Below are 15,061 nucleotides of genomic sequence, written 5' to 3'. Positions count from 1 at the left end.
ATCCATGAGCTTTTTGACACTCACCCATCTGCAGAAATCCTTCGGCCCGACCAAGGTCGTGCATGATTTCAACATGGCGATCGACAAGGGCGAATTCGTCTCCTTCCTCGGGCCATCGGGCTGCGGCAAGACGACAGTGCTGCGCATGATCGCCGGCTTCGAGACGCCGACCGGTGGCGAAATCACCATCAACGGCAAGGACCAGACGAGCCTGAAGCCGAACCAGCGCAATATCGGCATGGTTTTCCAGGCCTATGCGCTGTTTCCCAATATGAACGTCTTCGACAATGTCGCCTTCGGTCTGAAAGTGGCTGGAAAGCCGAAGAGCGAGATTGAAGCGCGCGTCAAGGAAATGCTGAAGCTCATCCATCTTGAGCATCTCGCCGACCGCTATCCCTACCAGATGTCCGGTGGCCAGCAGCAACGCGTGGCGCTGGCGCGAGCGCTCGCACCCGCCCCGCAGGTGCTTCTGCTCGACGAACCTCTGTCGGCGTTGGACGCCAAGATCCGCGTGTCGCTGCGCGAGGAAATCCGTCAGATCCAGCGCCAGCTTGGCATCACCACCGTCTTCGTGACGCATGACCAGGAAGAGGCGCTGTCGATTTCAGACCGTATCGTCGTGATGAATGGCGGCAAGGCCGATCAGATCGGCACGCCGGCTGAAATTTATAACCGCCCGACGACGCGGTTTGTCGCCAATTTCGTCGGCACGCTGAATGTCATCGAGGCAAAGGTCGTCGATCCGGCAGCCTCCACCGTCGAGGTTGGCGGAAAGCTGCTCGGCGTGTACGGCTCGCTTGCAGGGCGCGAAAAAGGCTCGACCATTCCCCTTGCCTTCCGTCCGGAGGCCGGATCCTTGCTGCCCGGCGTATCGGACACATCGGCGCTGAATGGCACCGTCATCTCCTCGCATTTCCTCGGCTCGGTCGTACGCACCAAGGTGGATATCGGCGGAAGCATGATTTCCTATGACACCTTCAATGATCCGAGTGCCGCAGCGCCGGTCGCTGGCCAGCAGGTATCGCTTGCCCTGACACCGGAAAGCCTGATGGTTCTGGCGGATTGACGCAGAACAACCGATCAAAACGGCAGGCTGCTGGCCTGCCATTGTAAGTCAGGCTTCATTCCATCCCGACTTTGGCCAGCATGCTGGCCACAGCTTTTGCGTCGAACGGCTTTTGTACGATGGGTGCGGCCAGATACGGCTCCATCAGGCCAGCGGCTCCATAACCACTGGCAAACATGAAGGGTATGCCCCGCTCGGTGAGACGGTGGGCAACCGGAAACGACTGTTTTCCCGCAAGGTTGATGTCGAGGATGGCAAAGTCGAGATCGATGGTCTCGGCAAGTTCCAATGCCGTTTCCAGCCGCATGGCTGGACCGACGATCTGGTGGCCAAGATCGGACACGAGATCCTCAATCAGCATCGCCACCAGCATCTCGTCTTCGACCACAAGGATCTTCATGCTAGCCACCTTGCGCGACAAGCGGCGTATCGCTGACGGCAACACGTGAACTGCGCAGCACAAAGCGCAGGCCCTGCGGCTGGTAGTCGATTTCCGCTGTTCCCCGCAATTCCTGCGGCAGAACGCCAAGGATCAGACGCGTTCCGAAGCCGCGCCGGTCGGGCTGCCGAACAAGCGGGCCGCCCTGCTCTTCCCACGACAATTTGAACACCTCATCGTCGTCCGTCTGCGAAGGCTCAATCGACCATGATATGGCAACCGTACCAGTCCTGGTGGACAGCGCTCCATATTTCGAAGCGTTTGTGGCCAATTCATGCAAAGCAAGCGCAATGGAAAGGGCCGCATGTGGCCCAACGCGGATCTTCGGGCCCTCTATGCTGATGGCTTCACGACCGGCTGGCTGAAATGCATCAAGCGCATATTGCGCCATGGTATGCAGGTCGGCGCCATCCCAATTCTCGTCGGTCAGCACATCATGCGCACGCGACAGGGCCATGATCCGCTGACTGATCGCGGCTGAGGCTTCCTCTTTCGTGTCCACACCTCGCAGTGTCTGCGATACGATCGCCTGAATGGAGGCGAGCGTGTTCTTCACCCTGTGGTTCAACTCGTTGATCAGCATTTTCTGATGCTTCTCCGCACGCACGCGTTCGGTGGTCTCGACGACCATTGCGATCACGCCGGCGGCCTTGCCGGTCTCATCGGGTACCGGTGAGTAATAGAGATCCATCCACACCTGTTCGGGCGTTCCCTTGCGATAAAGGGTCAGTTCCTGGTCGGAATAGGCCAAGGTATTGCCCGCCAGGCCAACCTTCATCACGTGATCGTTGAAGTCGGCCACTTCCGGCCAGCCTTCGCGTACATTGGCGCCCAGAAGCTGGGGGTGCCGAAAGCCGGCAAATGCCGAATAGGCATCATTGTAGATCATCACGCCGGCTTCACCCCAGAGCGTCACGATCGGCACCGGCGACTGTAGCAGCATAGCTGTCGTAAACTTGACGCAAGCAGGCCAGGTCTCCACCGCCCCGAGCGTGGTTTTCGACCAATCGAAGCCACGGATCAGCGATGCCATTTCCCCCGAATGGCCGAGAAAGCCGAAAGGATCGCCCGAGTCTGGTTGCGTGTGCATCATATCCTGCGTGTCTGGATCATCGCACTGGAACATATGGCGGCATTGCCGTCGAACAAGGGCACTCGCCAGACATTATTGCCCATAGCCATGATCAAATCTGTGGCCCCGACACAGGAGCCGCCTGATTTTGCCATCGACGTCTACCGAGTCACGTTACAGACCCGTCTTTATGTTTTCCTTATGCGCCCGCTCAACCTTCGCAATCGAAACCTGACGCGGCGGCGACGTAATCTCCTGGCTCACCCAACAGGAGAAACGGCAATGTCCGACCTCATCTTTCTGGCGCTTGGATGCGGCATGCTCTGCATGCTGGCGCTCTATGCCCACGCCCTCGACCGGCTGTGAGGCATTCCCATGCTTGAACCCATTTTCGGCCTTCTCGTTGCCATCGCGCTTGGCATTTACCTCGTGGTTACGCTTCTGCGGCCCGAGCGTTTCTGATCGTTCAAGGAGAACATCATGACCATTATCGGGTGGCTGCAGATCAGCCTCCTCTTCCTTGCCGTGCTCGTGGTCATCAAGCCACTCGGGCTTTACATGGCAAAGGTTTTTTCCGGAGAGCGCACCTTCCTGTCGCCGATCCTCGGCCGGGTCGAGAGCGACCTTTACCGGCTGAGCGGCATCAAGCCGGACAAGGAACAGGGCTGGCTTGCCTATACAATGTCCATGCTCGCCTTCTCGCTGGCAGGCTTCGTCACGCTCTATGCAATCCTGCGACTGCAGGCCTTCCTGCCGCTTAATCCGCAGGGCTTTGCGGCCGTGCCGCCGGACCTTGCCTTCAACACGGCCATTTCCTTCGTCACCAATACCAACTGGCAGAACTATGCCGGTGAATCGATGATGAGCCATTTCAGCCAGATGGCTGGCCTCACCGTGCATAATTTCCTGTCGGCTGCCACCGGCATGGCGCTTGCCATCGCCTTCACTCGCGCACTGGCCCGCTCCAAGGTCTCGACGCTCGGCAATTTCTGGGTCGATATGACGCGCGCCACGCTATTTGTGCTCCTGCCGCTGTCGCTGGTCGTCGCCCTTGCCTTTGTCGCCATGGGCCTGCCGCAGACGCTGCAGGCATCCGTCAGTGCAACCACGCTCGAAGGCGTCAACCAGGTCATCTCGCTCGGCCCCGTCGCCAGCCAGGAAGCCATCAAGCAGGTCGGCACCAATGGCGGCGGCTTCTTCAACGTCAATGCCGCCCACCCGTTCGAGAACCCGACGGCGCTTTCCAACTATCTCAACATGTTTGCCATGCTGGCGATCTCGACAGCCCTCGTCTACACGTTCGGCCAGATGGTCGGAAACCGCCGACAGGGCTGGGCAATCATTGCCGCCATGACGCTGTTGCTGGTGGCCGGCGTTGCCGTCACCTATTGGGCGGAAGCCCAGGGCAACCCGATCCTCACCACGCTTGGCGTCGATCCCTCGCTTGGCAATATGGAAGGCAAGGAAGTCCGCTTCGGCCAGGCGATGACCGCCCTTTATGCAGCGGTGACCACAGGCCTGTCGAATGGCGGCGTCAACGGCATGCACGGCTCGTTCACCGGCCTTGGTGGCCTTGTGCCAATGTTCCTCATCCAGTTGGGTGAGGTGCTGCCCGGTGGGGTAGGCTCCGGCCTTTACGGCATGCTGGTCTTTGCGCTTCTGGCGGTGTTTGTCGCCGGCCTGATGGTTGGTCGCACGCCGGAATTCCTCGGCAAGAAGATCGAAGGCCGTGAGATGAAATTCGCCATGCTGGCAGTTCTCATCCTGCCGCTGGCCATTCTCGGCTTTACGGCGATCTCAGCACTTCTGCCGTCTGCCGTCGCCAGCATCGGAACGGCCGGCCCGCATGGGCTGTCGGAAATTCTCTATGCCTATACGTCGGCTGCCGGCAATAATGGGTCAGCCTTTGGTGGACTGTCCGGCAATACGCTCTGGTACAATACGACACTTGGCATCGCCATGCTGCTTGGCCGCTTTGCCTATGTCATTCCGGTCATGGCGATTGCCGGATCGCTGGCAGCCAAGGTGAAGGTCCCCGCCTCTTCCGGCACTTTCCCCACGGATGGCGGCCTGTTCATCGGCCTGCTCATCGGCATCATCCTCATTCTCGGCGGCCTGCAATTCTTCCCGGCGCTGGCACTCGGCCCCATCGTCGAACATCTGGCCATGCTGGCCGGGCAGACCTTCTGAAGGAACACTCCATGTCAAAGGCACATTCATCATCGAGCCTTCTGGATCCGGCAATCCTGGTACCGGCTGTGCGCGATGCGTTCGTCAAACTCAATCCGCGCTATCTCCTGCGCAATCCGGTCATCTTCGTCACGGAAGTCGTGGCAGCTGTTGTAACGCTGCTTTTCCTGCGTGACCTGATCTCCAATCCGGCAGAAGCTGCGTTTTCCGGCCAGATTGCAGCCTGGCTCTGGTTCACCGTCCTGTTTGCCACCTTTGCCGAAGCGGTCGCCGAAGGCCGGGGTCGCGCCCAGGCCGACAGCCTGAAGAAGACGAAATCCGAACTCGTCGCCCGCCGGCTGAATGCCGATGGCCGCATCGACACCATCGCTGCACCAGACCTTAAGATCGGCGATATCGTCGTCGTCACCGCCGGAGAACTCATTCCCGGCGATGGCGAAGTGATAGAGGGCGTCGCCTCGGTGAATGAAAGCGCGATTACCGGCGAATCCGCCCCCGTGATCCGCGAATCCGGCGGCGACCGTTCCGCCGTCACCGGCGGCACGCAGGTTCTGTCGGACGAAATCAAGGTGAAGATCACCGTTGCGCCCGGCTCTTCGTTTGTCGATCGCATGATCGCGCTGATTGAAGGCGCCCAGCGCCAGAAGACACCGAACGAAATCGCGCTGTCGATCCTGCTCTCGGGCCTGACGCTCATCTTTCTGTTCGTCTGTGTCGCCATTTGGGGTCTCGCCGGCTATTCCGGGACCATACTCTCCGTCACGGTTCTGGCCGCACTTCTTGTCACCCTCATACCGACGACCATCGGCGGCCTTCTCTCGGCCATCGGCATTGCCGGCATGGACCGTCTCGTGCGCTTCAACGTGATTGCCACCTCTGGCCGTGCGGTGGAAGCGGCAGGCGATGTCGATACGCTCCTCCTCGACAAGACCGGCACGATCACCTTCGGCAACCGCATGGCAAGTGACTTCCTGCCCGCCCCCGGCGTGACCGCTTCGGAACTTGCAGAAGCAGCCCTTGTCGCAAGCCTTGCCGACGAGACGCCGGAAGGTCGCTCGGTCGTGGCGCTTGCCACCGGAGACTTCGGCATTGCCATGCCACAGGCTCAGTTTGATGCCGTGATCGGTTTTACCGCCGAAACACGCCTGTCGGGCGTCGATATCGGTGGCCGCCGGTTGCGCAAGGGCGCGGTCGATGCGGTGCTGAAATTCGCAGGCCTCACCGAACAGGATGCACCGACCGAGTTTCGCCGGGCAGTGGACCAGATTGCCCGCAGCGGCGGCACACCGCTGGGTGTTGCCGATGGCCACCGTCTGATCGGCGCCATCCACCTCAAGGATGTCGTCAAGCCCGGCATCAAGGAGCGTTTTGCAGCGCTTCGTGCCATGGGTATCCGCACGGTCATGGTGACCGGCGACAATCCGGTCACGGCCGCAGCCATTGCCTCGGAAGCCGGCGTCGATGACTTTCTGGCCCAGGCAACCCCGGAAGACAAACTGGCCTTCATTCGCCGCGAACAGCAGGGTGGTCGACTGATCGCCATGTGCGGCGACGGCACCAATGATGCGCCGGCACTTGCCCAGGCGGATGTTGGCGTTGCCATGCAGACCGGCACGCAGGCCGCCCGCGAAGCTGCAAATATGGTGGACCTTGATTCCAGCCCGACCAAGCTCATCGAGATCGTCGAGATCGGCAAGCAGCTGCTGATGACGCGCGGTTCGCTGACGACGTTTTCGATTGCCAATGATGTGGCCAAGTATTTCGCCATCATCCCGGCCATGTTCGTCGCCACCTATCCGGCGCTGCAGGCGCTCAACGTCATGGGGCTTGCCTCACCGCAATCGGCCATCCTGTCTGCCGTCATCTTCAATGCGCTGATCATCGTGGCGCTCATTCCGCTGGCGCTGAAGGGCGTTGCCTATACGCCGTCCGGTGCTGCGGCCCTGCTGCGCCGCAATCTTCTCGTCTATGGCCTAGGCGGCCTTGTCCTTCCCTTTGCCGGCATCAAGGTCATCGATCTTGCCGTCAGCGCTCTTCATCTGGTGTAACCATGCTCAACCAAATACGCCCCGCGCTTACCATGATTGTCGCCATGACGGTCATCACCGGCCTTGCCTATCCGCTGGCGGTCACGGGCATCGCCCAGGCCGTCATGCCGCAACAGGCCAATGGCAGCCTGATCAAGTCCGGCGACACCGTGATTGGCTCCAGCCTCATCGGCCAGAATTTTGCAACCGAGCGCTATTTCTGGCCGCGTCCCTCGGCAACCTCGCCTGATCCTTATGCGGCCAATGCCTCATCAGGCTCCAACCTTGGCACAACCTCGGTGAAGCTACGCGACCGGGTGGCCGGCGATGTGGACAAGCTAAAGGCAGCAGGCATTGCAACGCCCGTGCCCGGCGACGCCGTGACAACGTCTGGCTCCGGTCTCGATCCGCATATCTCGCCGGCCTATGCGCAGGCGCAGGTGGCGCGGGTTGCCGCTGCACGTCAAATGAGCGAGAAAGACGTATCGGATGTGCTTGAACAGCATGTGGAACAGCGCGTTCTTGGCCTGATTGGCGAACCCGCGGTTAACGTGCTTGAGCTCAATCTGGCGCTAGACCGCCTGAAGACGTGAGACACGAATGGCAGATGACGACCGCGACGAGAAACGCAGGCCAGATCCCGATGCGCTTCTGGCCCTTGCAAAACGGGACCGTCGCGGCAAGCTGACGGTGTTTCTCGGCGCGGCACCCGGCGTCGGCAAAACATTTGCCATGCTGCAAAGGGCAAGGCGCCTGCGGGCGGAGGGCGTCGATCTCGTCGTCGGGCTTGTCGAAACCCATGGCCGCAGCGAGACGGCAGCCCTTCTGGAGGGTCTTGAAGTCTTGCCGCGCATGCGCATGGCCCATCGCGGTCGCATGCTGGAGGAATTCGACCTGGATGGCGCGCTTGAGCGCCAGCCGCGTATCATTATCGTCGATGAACTGGCGCACAGCAATCCGGAAGCCTGCCGGCATCCCAAGCGCCACCAGGATATCGAGGAACTGATCGGCGCCGGCATCGACGTGTGGACGGCGCTGAATATTCAGCATCTCGAAAGTCTCGCAGACCTCGTGGCCGAGATCACCGGCGTGACGGTTCGCGAGCGGGTGCCGGATGTCGTGTTGAAACGTGCCGATGAGGTCCTGCTCGTCGATCTGCCCCCCAGCGAACTGATCGAGCGGCTGAAGGAAGGCAAGGTCTACTTGCCGGAAAGTGCCAGCCGCGCTGCCGACCGCTTCTTCCGGCTTGGCAACCTGACGGCATTGCGCGAGCTTGCCTTGCGCCGCACGGCCGATCGCGTCGATGACCAGATGGTCGATTACCTGAAGCAGAATGCCATCGAAGGGCCCTGGGCCACCAGCGAAAGGCTGCTCGTCTGTGTGGGCCCGGATGATCTGTCGGAAAAGGTCGTGCGGGTGGCAAGCCGCATGGCCTCCGGCCTCAATGCCCCCTGGATCGTCGTTTCGGTGGAACGCGCCGATCGGGAGGTCGAAACGCCGGAGCGCCTGCAACGTATCGAGCATCTGTTTAGGCTGGCCGAACAGTTGGGCGCACATACGCAGCGCATCATCGGCAATGATTTCGTTGACGAGATCCTGAAACTGGCCCGCCGCGAACATGCCACGCAGATCGTTATCGGGGCGCGCAAGCCGCGCGGCTGGCTGCAGCGTTTTGAGCGAACGCTTCCGGACGCCATCGCAAGGCGGGCCGCAGGCCTTGGCGTCTATCTCGTAACCCCCGACCGCAAGGCCGATAACACCCGCCAGCGCAGGAGATGGTCACCGCCAAACCTCACATCGGTGCGCCAGTCCGCACTCATTGCCATCGGCTTTGTCACGGTGACCACGGCCATAGCCATGGTCGTCGACCGCATGGTTGACCTACCCAATATCTCGCTGATGTTCCTGCTGGCCGTGCTCGGCGCCTCGGTGATGGGCGGCTATCTTTCGGCTTCGCTGGCCGCAATCCTCTCGACACTTGCCTATAATTTCTTCTTCATCGATCCGATCCACACCTTCACCATTGCCGCACCGCATGAAGTGTTTGCGCTCTTCGTGTTTCTGGCCGTCGCCATGATTGCCGGCGGATTTGCCTCACGCATCCGCGAACAGGCGGAGGTGGCACGCGTACGCGCCGCTGCCCTACAATCGCTCTATGATTTTTCACGCAAGCTTTCGACAACCGGCAAGGCGGATGACGCCATCTGGGTGGCGGTATCGCAGTTGCAAAGCAGCCTGAAGCGCAATGTCGTGCTGCTCCTGCCGGACAAGGACGAGCTGAAGATGTCGGCCGCCTGGCCGCCAGATACCGAACTGGATGTAACGGACCTGACCGCCGCGCGCTGGGCGCAGGAAAGACAGGAACGTGCCGGCCATGGCACCGGCACTCTGCCCAGCAGCCGGTTCGAATTCCGTCCGCTCCTCGGTCCGCATGGCGTGGTCGGCGTGTGCGGCGTGCAGCAAACCAGCGAGCCGCTGGATCTGAATGCCGAGCGGGCGCTGACGGCCATTCTCGACCAGACGGCCATTGCGCTTGACCGGGCGCGCCTGTCGCAGGAAAGCCTGCAACAGGCAGCACGGCTGGAAGGCGAGCGCTACCGCGAGGCGCTACTATCCTCCATATCACATGATCTACGCACGCCGCTTGCCACCATTACCGGTTCCGTGACCAGTCTTCGCGAACTGGGCCAGCGTATGAGCGCAGAAAGCCGCGACGATCTTCTCCAGTCGATCGAGGAGGAAGCCGGCCGCATGAGCCGCTTTGTCGCCAATCTCCTCGATATGACACGCATCGAAGCCGGCATGCTGAAGCCCAAGCGCGATTGGGTGGATGTGGCCGATATCGTCCATTCGACCGTGGAGCGGACCCGCAAATATGCGCCTGGCCACCGGATCGAGGCGGGTCTTGCCGCCGACCTGCCGCTGATCGAAGGCGATAGCGTGCTTTTGGGCCAGGTGCTCTTCAACCTTCTCGACAATGCGGTTAAATATGGCGGCGAGGAGCCGATCCATGTCTATGCCAGACGCGATGGCAGCGATGTGCTGATCTCGGTCACCGACATGGGCAGAGGCATACCGCCGGAGGATCTGGAACGCGTGTTCGACAAATTCTATCGGCGCGGCAAGCCGGATGGCCGCGCGCCCGGCACCGGCCTTGGCCTGTCCATCGCCCGCGGCTTTATCGATGCCATGGGTGGGCGCATACAGGCGGAAAGTCCGGCCCTGAAGAAAAAGGGCACGCGCATCGTCATGCGGTTTCCGGCCAATGATCGGGCCAAAACAGGCGCCCCTTCATGAGCCAGGGCCGCATTCTCGTCGTTGACGACGAGCCGCAGATCCAGCGTTTTCTGAAACCCGCACTGACAGCTGCCGGCTATGAGGTCATCGAGGCCGGCACTGGCGCCGATGCCTTGAAGGCGGTTGCAACGCTTGCCCCGGACCTCATCATTCTTGATCTCGGCCTGCCGGACATGGATGGCAAGGAGGTGATTGCCAATCTGCGCGGCTGGTCGGATCTGCCGATCGTCATTCTATCGGCCCGCGACCGCGAAAGCGAAAAGATTGCGGCGCTGGATCTCGGTGCCGATGATTATGTGGAAAAACCCTTCGGCATCGGCGAACTGACAGCGCGCATCCGCAATGCCCTGCGTCATCGCGGCAAGAGCGATGCAGCACCCACGGTGATCACAATCGATGGGCTGACCATCGACATGGTCCGCCGGCTGGTGAGCCGCCAGGATGAGCCCGTGCGCTTGACGCCGAAGGAATATGATCTTTTGACACTGCTTGCCCGCCATGCCGGACGCGTGGTGACGCACAAGACCCTGCTCACCTCCGTCTGGGGGCCGGCGCATGGCGAAGACCTGCATTACCTGCGGGTCTTCATCGGCCAGTTGCGCCAGAAGATCGAGCAGGACCCGACCCAGCCGAAGATCGTGCGCACGGAACCCGGCGTGGGCTATCGGCTTGTGACCGAGCAGGCCTAGGTCCAAGATAGCTCCAACGTATCAATTCCCACCGTTCAGGTTACTGTCAGCTTCTTCTTCCATTGCCTTATGCGGCAAGTCCCCATGTACGACTAGCGGGGGCATGCCGTGCGGAAAGGGCAGTGCATTGACGAGACGACCATTTCTATTCTTCAGACCACGCATCGGCAGCGTCACCTTGAGCATTCTGACGGCGCTTTATGCGCTGGCGATCCTCAACCAGACATTCTGGGCCAAGGCCGCGACCAATCTTGCCGGGCAGACGACCGTGCTGGTCACGCTCGCGATCGGCCTGGCTGCCGCCTTCATCGCAATCTTCGTGACGCTGTCGGTCAAGTATCTGACCAAGCCCGTGCTGATGATTTTCGTTCTGGCGGGTGCCGCATCCGGCTGGTTCATGGATCAATTCGGCGTGGTCATCGACAAGGAGATGATCCGCAATGCGGCCGAGACGTCTGGCCCGGAAGCCGGCCATCTGCTGACGTCGGCCTTCGTCTTGCATATCTTCCTCGTCGGCATCCTGCCCTGCCTGCTGATTGCCTGGGTGAAGATCAGCCACCGGCCCTTCCTGCATAAGGTCGGATACAATATGGCGGTGATCATCCCCAGCGTCCTGGTCTTTACCGGGGCCGCCTATTCCCAGGCCGGAACCTTCGCCTTCACGATTCGCCAGCACCGCGACTGGTTCGAGACGCTGAACCCGCTCTTTCCCATCGGTAGCACGATCCTCTATGCAATCGGGGCCGGCGAAGAACATGGCATTGTCGCACAGCCGCTGGGTCTCGACGCACGCGTCAGCGATGCAGAAGCCGACATCAAAGGTCTGCGCAAGCCGCGTGTCACGATCGTCGTGGTCGGTGAAACGGCCAGAGCCTCCAGCTTCCAGCTCGGCGGCTATGAACAGCCGACAAACCCGGAGCTGAGCCAGGAGGATATCGTCTACTTCAAGGATACGACGAGTTGCGGCACCGCAACGGCCGTTTCCGTTCCCTGCATGTTTTCAGGCCTAGGCCGCAGCAATTATTCGCATACCAAGGGCCTTGCCTCGGAAAACCTGATGGATGTGCTGAGCCATGCCGGCATTCGCACCGAATGGTGGGACAATAATACCGGAAGCAAGGGCATGGCGCTGCGCATTCCCTACAAGGAACTCTACCGGACGAATGATCCGCGCTTTTGTGAGAATGGCGAATGCAAGGACGAGATCCTTCTCGATCAGCTGGATAACTGGCTGAATTCGGTCGATCATGATGCCGTTCTCGTGCTTCACCAGCTGGGCAGTCATGGACCGGCTTATTATGCGCGCTATCCGGATGCCTATCGCCGGTTCACGCCGGATTGTCGGTCGTCGGAATTCTCCGCCTGCCATCGTCAGGAGATCATCAATGCCTATGACAATTCGATCCTCTATACCGATCACGTACTGGCAACGATCATTCACAAGCTGAAGGCGCAGGAGACCCGCATAGCGCCATCGATGATCTATATGTCGGACCACGGCGAATCGCTTGGCGAAAAGGGCCTCTTCCTGCATGGCGCTCCGTGGATCGTGGCGCCTGCACAGCAGACCCATATTCCCTTCGTGCTGTGGCTGGGACAAGAAGCGCGCGCCAAGACTGCCAGAGGCTGCTGGTCACACCAGGCAACCGAGCCGCAATCGCATGACAATCTGTTTCACACCGTGCTTGGCCTGATGCAGGTGGAAACCAAGGTGCATGACAAGACCAAGGATCTCTATTCCAGCTGCGTCAAGGTCGAGAGCTGAAGACAAAGGAACGCAGCCCACATGAAAACACCCGCTGCACAGGCCGCAGCGGGTGTTTTGACGATCAGGCACATGCCGCTATAGTCACGGCTCGATCGTAACCTCGACGGGCCTGAAATTCTTCGGATCGAAAAACGCGTCGAGCGTCTGGCCCTTGTCGTTGACCGCATTGGCTTCGTAACAGCCGTCTTCCGGCCGGATGGAGCGTATCCTCCAGCCTTCGCCTTCAAGCTTGATCCTCAGCAAGGCGCGTGGCTGCCAGTCCGCAACCGGTACGTTGCACTTGTCCTTGGCACTGGCCGCACCGGCAAGGGTCAAGCTGGCAGCAAGAGCGGTCAACAGGGTTTTCATCGTCTGCTCCTTGGGCTTGATGATAACACATCAGTGAAGAGACTTGCTGACGGACAGCTGAAGGCCCAAAGATCACGCAGGCTTACTTTGTCGTTCAGCTGACGGTCAGTGACAAAGAGCAGATACTGACGCCTGACCAAGGAGCGCTGCGCATTGAGAATACTGCTCGTCGAGGATGACCTGACGCTCGGGGATGCCGTGCGCACCCACACAAGCCGTCAGGGCCATGCGGTGGATTGGGCCAAAGACCTGGAAAATGCCAGGGCCTGCCTTGGCACGGTGCAGTATGGCCTCATCCTGCTTGATCTTCGCCTGCCCGATGGTCGCGGCATCGACCTTTTGAAGGAGTTGCGCGCAAAGCGAGAGGCCGTACCGGTCATCATCCTCACCGCCCATGACCAGATTTCCGATCGGATCGCCGGGCTGAATGCCGGTGCCGATGACTATCTGGTGAAACCCTTCGACCTTGGCGAGCTGGAAGCGCGGGTTCACGCGGTCGCGCGTCGCTACACCGCCCATCAGGTGCCAATGATCCGCTTGCAGAACCTGCAAGTCTTCCCCTCAGAACGGCGGATCGAAAAGGACGAGGGCGGCGAACTCTCGCTGTCATCGCGCGAATGGGCGGTGCTCGATGCTCTCTGCGCCAGGCCACAGGCAATCGTCGCCAAGACGCAGATCGAAGAGGCGCTCTATGCCTTTGGCGCGGAAATCGAAAGCAATACCGTCGAGGTCTATGTCAGCCGCCTGCGCCGCAAGCTTGGCCATTCCATCATTCAGACAGTCCGCGGAATAGGATATCGGATCGCCATCGATGACCAGCAGCGCCCGTAGCATATCCACCACTTTCATCCTCTGGCTTTCGGCCGGCCTTTGCCTGTTCTGGCTGCTGGCCGTCGGGCTCGGGCTGTCCGTCATGCGCGAGGAATTCGGCGAGATTTTCGACAGCTCGCTTCAGGAAACCGCCGAGCGGCTGGTGCCGCTTGTGGTCGATGATCTCTATCTGCGCGAAGACCAGCCGGGGCCACGGCGGGTGACGGCGCTGGTGGAAAGCGCGCCGGACGAATACCTGACCTATCAGGTGCGCGGCGCCGATGGCCGGGTGCTGATCCATTCCCATAATGTCTCGCCAGAGGCTTATGATGCACCGCTGGTTCCCGGTTTCTGGAGCGACGAGAAACACCGCATATTCACGGTTTCGGCGGTCAGCGGTTCTGTCTTCGTGCAGGTCGCCGATTCGCTCGATCACCGGCGCGAAGCGGCGCTTGAAGGCGGAACGGCACTGCTTTTGCCCATCCTCGTACTTTTGCCGCTCAGCATCGCGGCAATCTGGTGGATCGTCCGGCGCGTGCTGGCGCCCGTGGACCAGTTGCGCCTTGCCATTGCCGAAAAGGACGAAGGCAATCTCTCCGCCATTGCCCTCATCGACCTGCCGCGCGAGCTTCAACCGATCCTGCATTCGGTAAACTCGCTGATGGGACGGCTGACCTCGGCCCTGGAAGCGGAACGCCAGCTGACGGCCAACAGCGCCCATGAATTGCGCACGCCGATTGCCGGCGCCGCAGCCCAGGTGCAATTGCTGCTCGATGAACTGGACGATGCCCCACAAGCGGCACGGGCGCGCGAAGTGGAACGCGCTCTGAAGAAACTCTCGGCACTCAATGAAAAGCTGCTGCAACTGGCTCGCGCCGAAGCGGGCATCGGCCTTGCGGCAGAACCGTCCGATCTTACCCCTGTTGCCCGGCTGCTGGTCGAGGAATTCAACCGTTCCTCAATCGCCCGAGACCGCATCCGGCTCTATTGTGATGGCGGTAAGGCTCCAAACTGGCCGGTCGATCCGGATGCCTTTGCCATTGTGCTACGCAATCTTGTGGAAAACGCCCTGCTGCACGGCCTGCAGGGCGCCATGGTCGACGTCGAGATTGACGCCAAGGGATGCCGGGTGACGAACCGGGCCGAGTTGCTCTCGCCGGAAAAACTCAGCGAAATCCGCAAGCGCTTTGCCCGCGCCAATGATCGGGCCCCCGGCTCCGGCCTCGGCCTTGCGATTGCCGACCGGCTGATGGACCAGATGGGCGGCAGGCTCGACCTGCAGAGCCTGACGCGCGCGAATGGTGAGACCGTGTTGCAGGCCAGCATGGTGATGAACACCGGGCCATAGGCTTGCG

13 protein-coding genes are annotated in these 15,061 nt (G+C 60.7%); 10 read left to right on the top strand and 3 right to left on the bottom strand.

Features of this window, described 5'->3' with window-relative positions; all coding sequences use genetic code 11:
- The first annotated feature begins 4 nt into the window (after positions 1-4).
- Complete coding sequence (locus tag E8M77_RS00950; RefSeq protein WP_137128723.1) at positions 5-1,066, top strand: ABC transporter ATP-binding protein; 1,062 nt, start codon at positions 5-7, stop codon at positions 1,064-1,066.
- A 55-nt stretch (positions 1,067-1,121) separates the two neighbouring features.
- On the opposite strand, the gene E8M77_RS00945 is transcribed toward E8M77_RS00950, so the two are convergent.
- Positions 1,122-1,466 carry a response regulator gene (locus E8M77_RS00945; protein WP_137128722.1) on the bottom strand — a complete coding sequence of 115 codons (345 nt, stop codon included), beginning with the start codon at positions 1,464-1,466 and terminating at the stop codon, positions 1,122-1,124.
- A gap of 1 nt (position 1,467) precedes the next feature.
- The gene (locus E8M77_RS23780; protein ID WP_246659077.1) at positions 1,468-2,538 is read right to left on the bottom strand and encodes an HWE histidine kinase domain-containing protein; all 1,071 of its coding nucleotides are present in this window, start codon (positions 2,536-2,538) and stop codon (positions 1,468-1,470) included.
- Positions 2,539-2,547: 9 nt separating this feature from the next.
- Between E8M77_RS23780 and E8M77_RS00935 the strand changes: the two genes are divergently transcribed.
- From E8M77_RS00935 to E8M77_RS00900, 7 genes are all read left to right on the top strand, one after another.
- Positions 2,548-2,943 (top strand): hypothetical protein, encoded by a 396-nt coding sequence (locus E8M77_RS00935; protein ID WP_170975681.1) that lies wholly within the window; start codon positions 2,548-2,550, stop codon positions 2,941-2,943.
- A gap of 114 nt (positions 2,944-3,057) precedes the next feature.
- Complete coding sequence (kdpA, locus tag E8M77_RS00925; RefSeq protein WP_137128720.1) at positions 3,058-4,767, top strand: potassium-transporting ATPase subunit KdpA; 1,710 nt, start codon at positions 3,058-3,060, stop codon at positions 4,765-4,767.
- Positions 4,768-4,778: 11 nt separating this feature from the next.
- Positions 4,779-6,815, top strand: a complete 2,037-nt coding sequence (kdpB, locus tag E8M77_RS00920; protein WP_137128719.1) for a potassium-transporting ATPase subunit KdpB — start codon at positions 4,779-4,781, stop codon at positions 6,813-6,815.
- Between the two features lie 2 nt (positions 6,816-6,817).
- Positions 6,818-7,387 carry a potassium-transporting ATPase subunit KdpC gene (kdpC, locus tag E8M77_RS00915; RefSeq protein WP_137128718.1) on the top strand — a complete coding sequence of 190 codons (570 nt, stop codon included), beginning with the start codon at positions 6,818-6,820 and terminating at the stop codon, positions 7,385-7,387.
- Between the two features lie 7 nt (positions 7,388-7,394).
- Positions 7,395-10,091, top strand: coding sequence for a sensor histidine kinase KdpD (locus tag E8M77_RS00910; RefSeq protein WP_137128717.1), 2,697 nt, complete (start codon positions 7,395-7,397; stop codon positions 10,089-10,091).
- Positions 10,088-10,780, top strand: a complete 693-nt coding sequence (locus E8M77_RS00905) for a response regulator (RefSeq protein WP_137128716.1) — start codon at positions 10,088-10,090, stop codon at positions 10,778-10,780. The genes E8M77_RS00910 and E8M77_RS00905 overlap by 4 nt, the downstream gene beginning before the upstream one ends.
- 103 nt (positions 10,781-10,883) lie before the next feature.
- Entirely contained in the window at positions 10,884-12,545 is a 1,662-nt protein-coding gene (locus E8M77_RS00900) for a phosphoethanolamine--lipid A transferase (protein WP_137128715.1), read from the top strand.
- A gap of 84 nt (positions 12,546-12,629) precedes the next feature.
- Here E8M77_RS00900 and E8M77_RS00895 read toward each other — a convergent pair whose 3' ends face one another.
- Complete coding sequence (locus E8M77_RS00895) at positions 12,630-12,896, bottom strand: PepSY domain-containing protein (RefSeq protein WP_137128714.1); 267 nt, start codon at positions 12,894-12,896, stop codon at positions 12,630-12,632.
- Positions 12,897-13,049: 153 nt separating this feature from the next.
- Between E8M77_RS00895 and E8M77_RS00890 the strand changes: the two genes are divergently transcribed.
- Together E8M77_RS00890 and E8M77_RS00885 are read left to right on the top strand one after the other, a co-directional pair.
- Positions 13,050-13,727, top strand: coding sequence for a response regulator transcription factor (locus E8M77_RS00890; RefSeq protein WP_137128713.1), 678 nt, complete (start codon positions 13,050-13,052; stop codon positions 13,725-13,727).
- Positions 13,708-15,054 (top strand): sensor histidine kinase, encoded by a 1,347-nt coding sequence (locus tag E8M77_RS00885; protein WP_137128712.1) that lies wholly within the window; start codon positions 13,708-13,710, stop codon positions 15,052-15,054. The genes E8M77_RS00890 and E8M77_RS00885 overlap by 20 nt, the downstream gene beginning before the upstream one ends.
- Positions 15,055-15,061 lie beyond the last annotated feature (7 nt).

Source organism: Rhizobium sp. FY34, assembly GCF_005222845.1.
Lineage (GTDB): Bacteria > Pseudomonadota > Alphaproteobacteria > Rhizobiales > Rhizobiaceae > Neorhizobium.
Note: the sequence above shows the minus strand (reverse complement) of the source record. Positions and strands in the feature narration are given on the sequence as shown.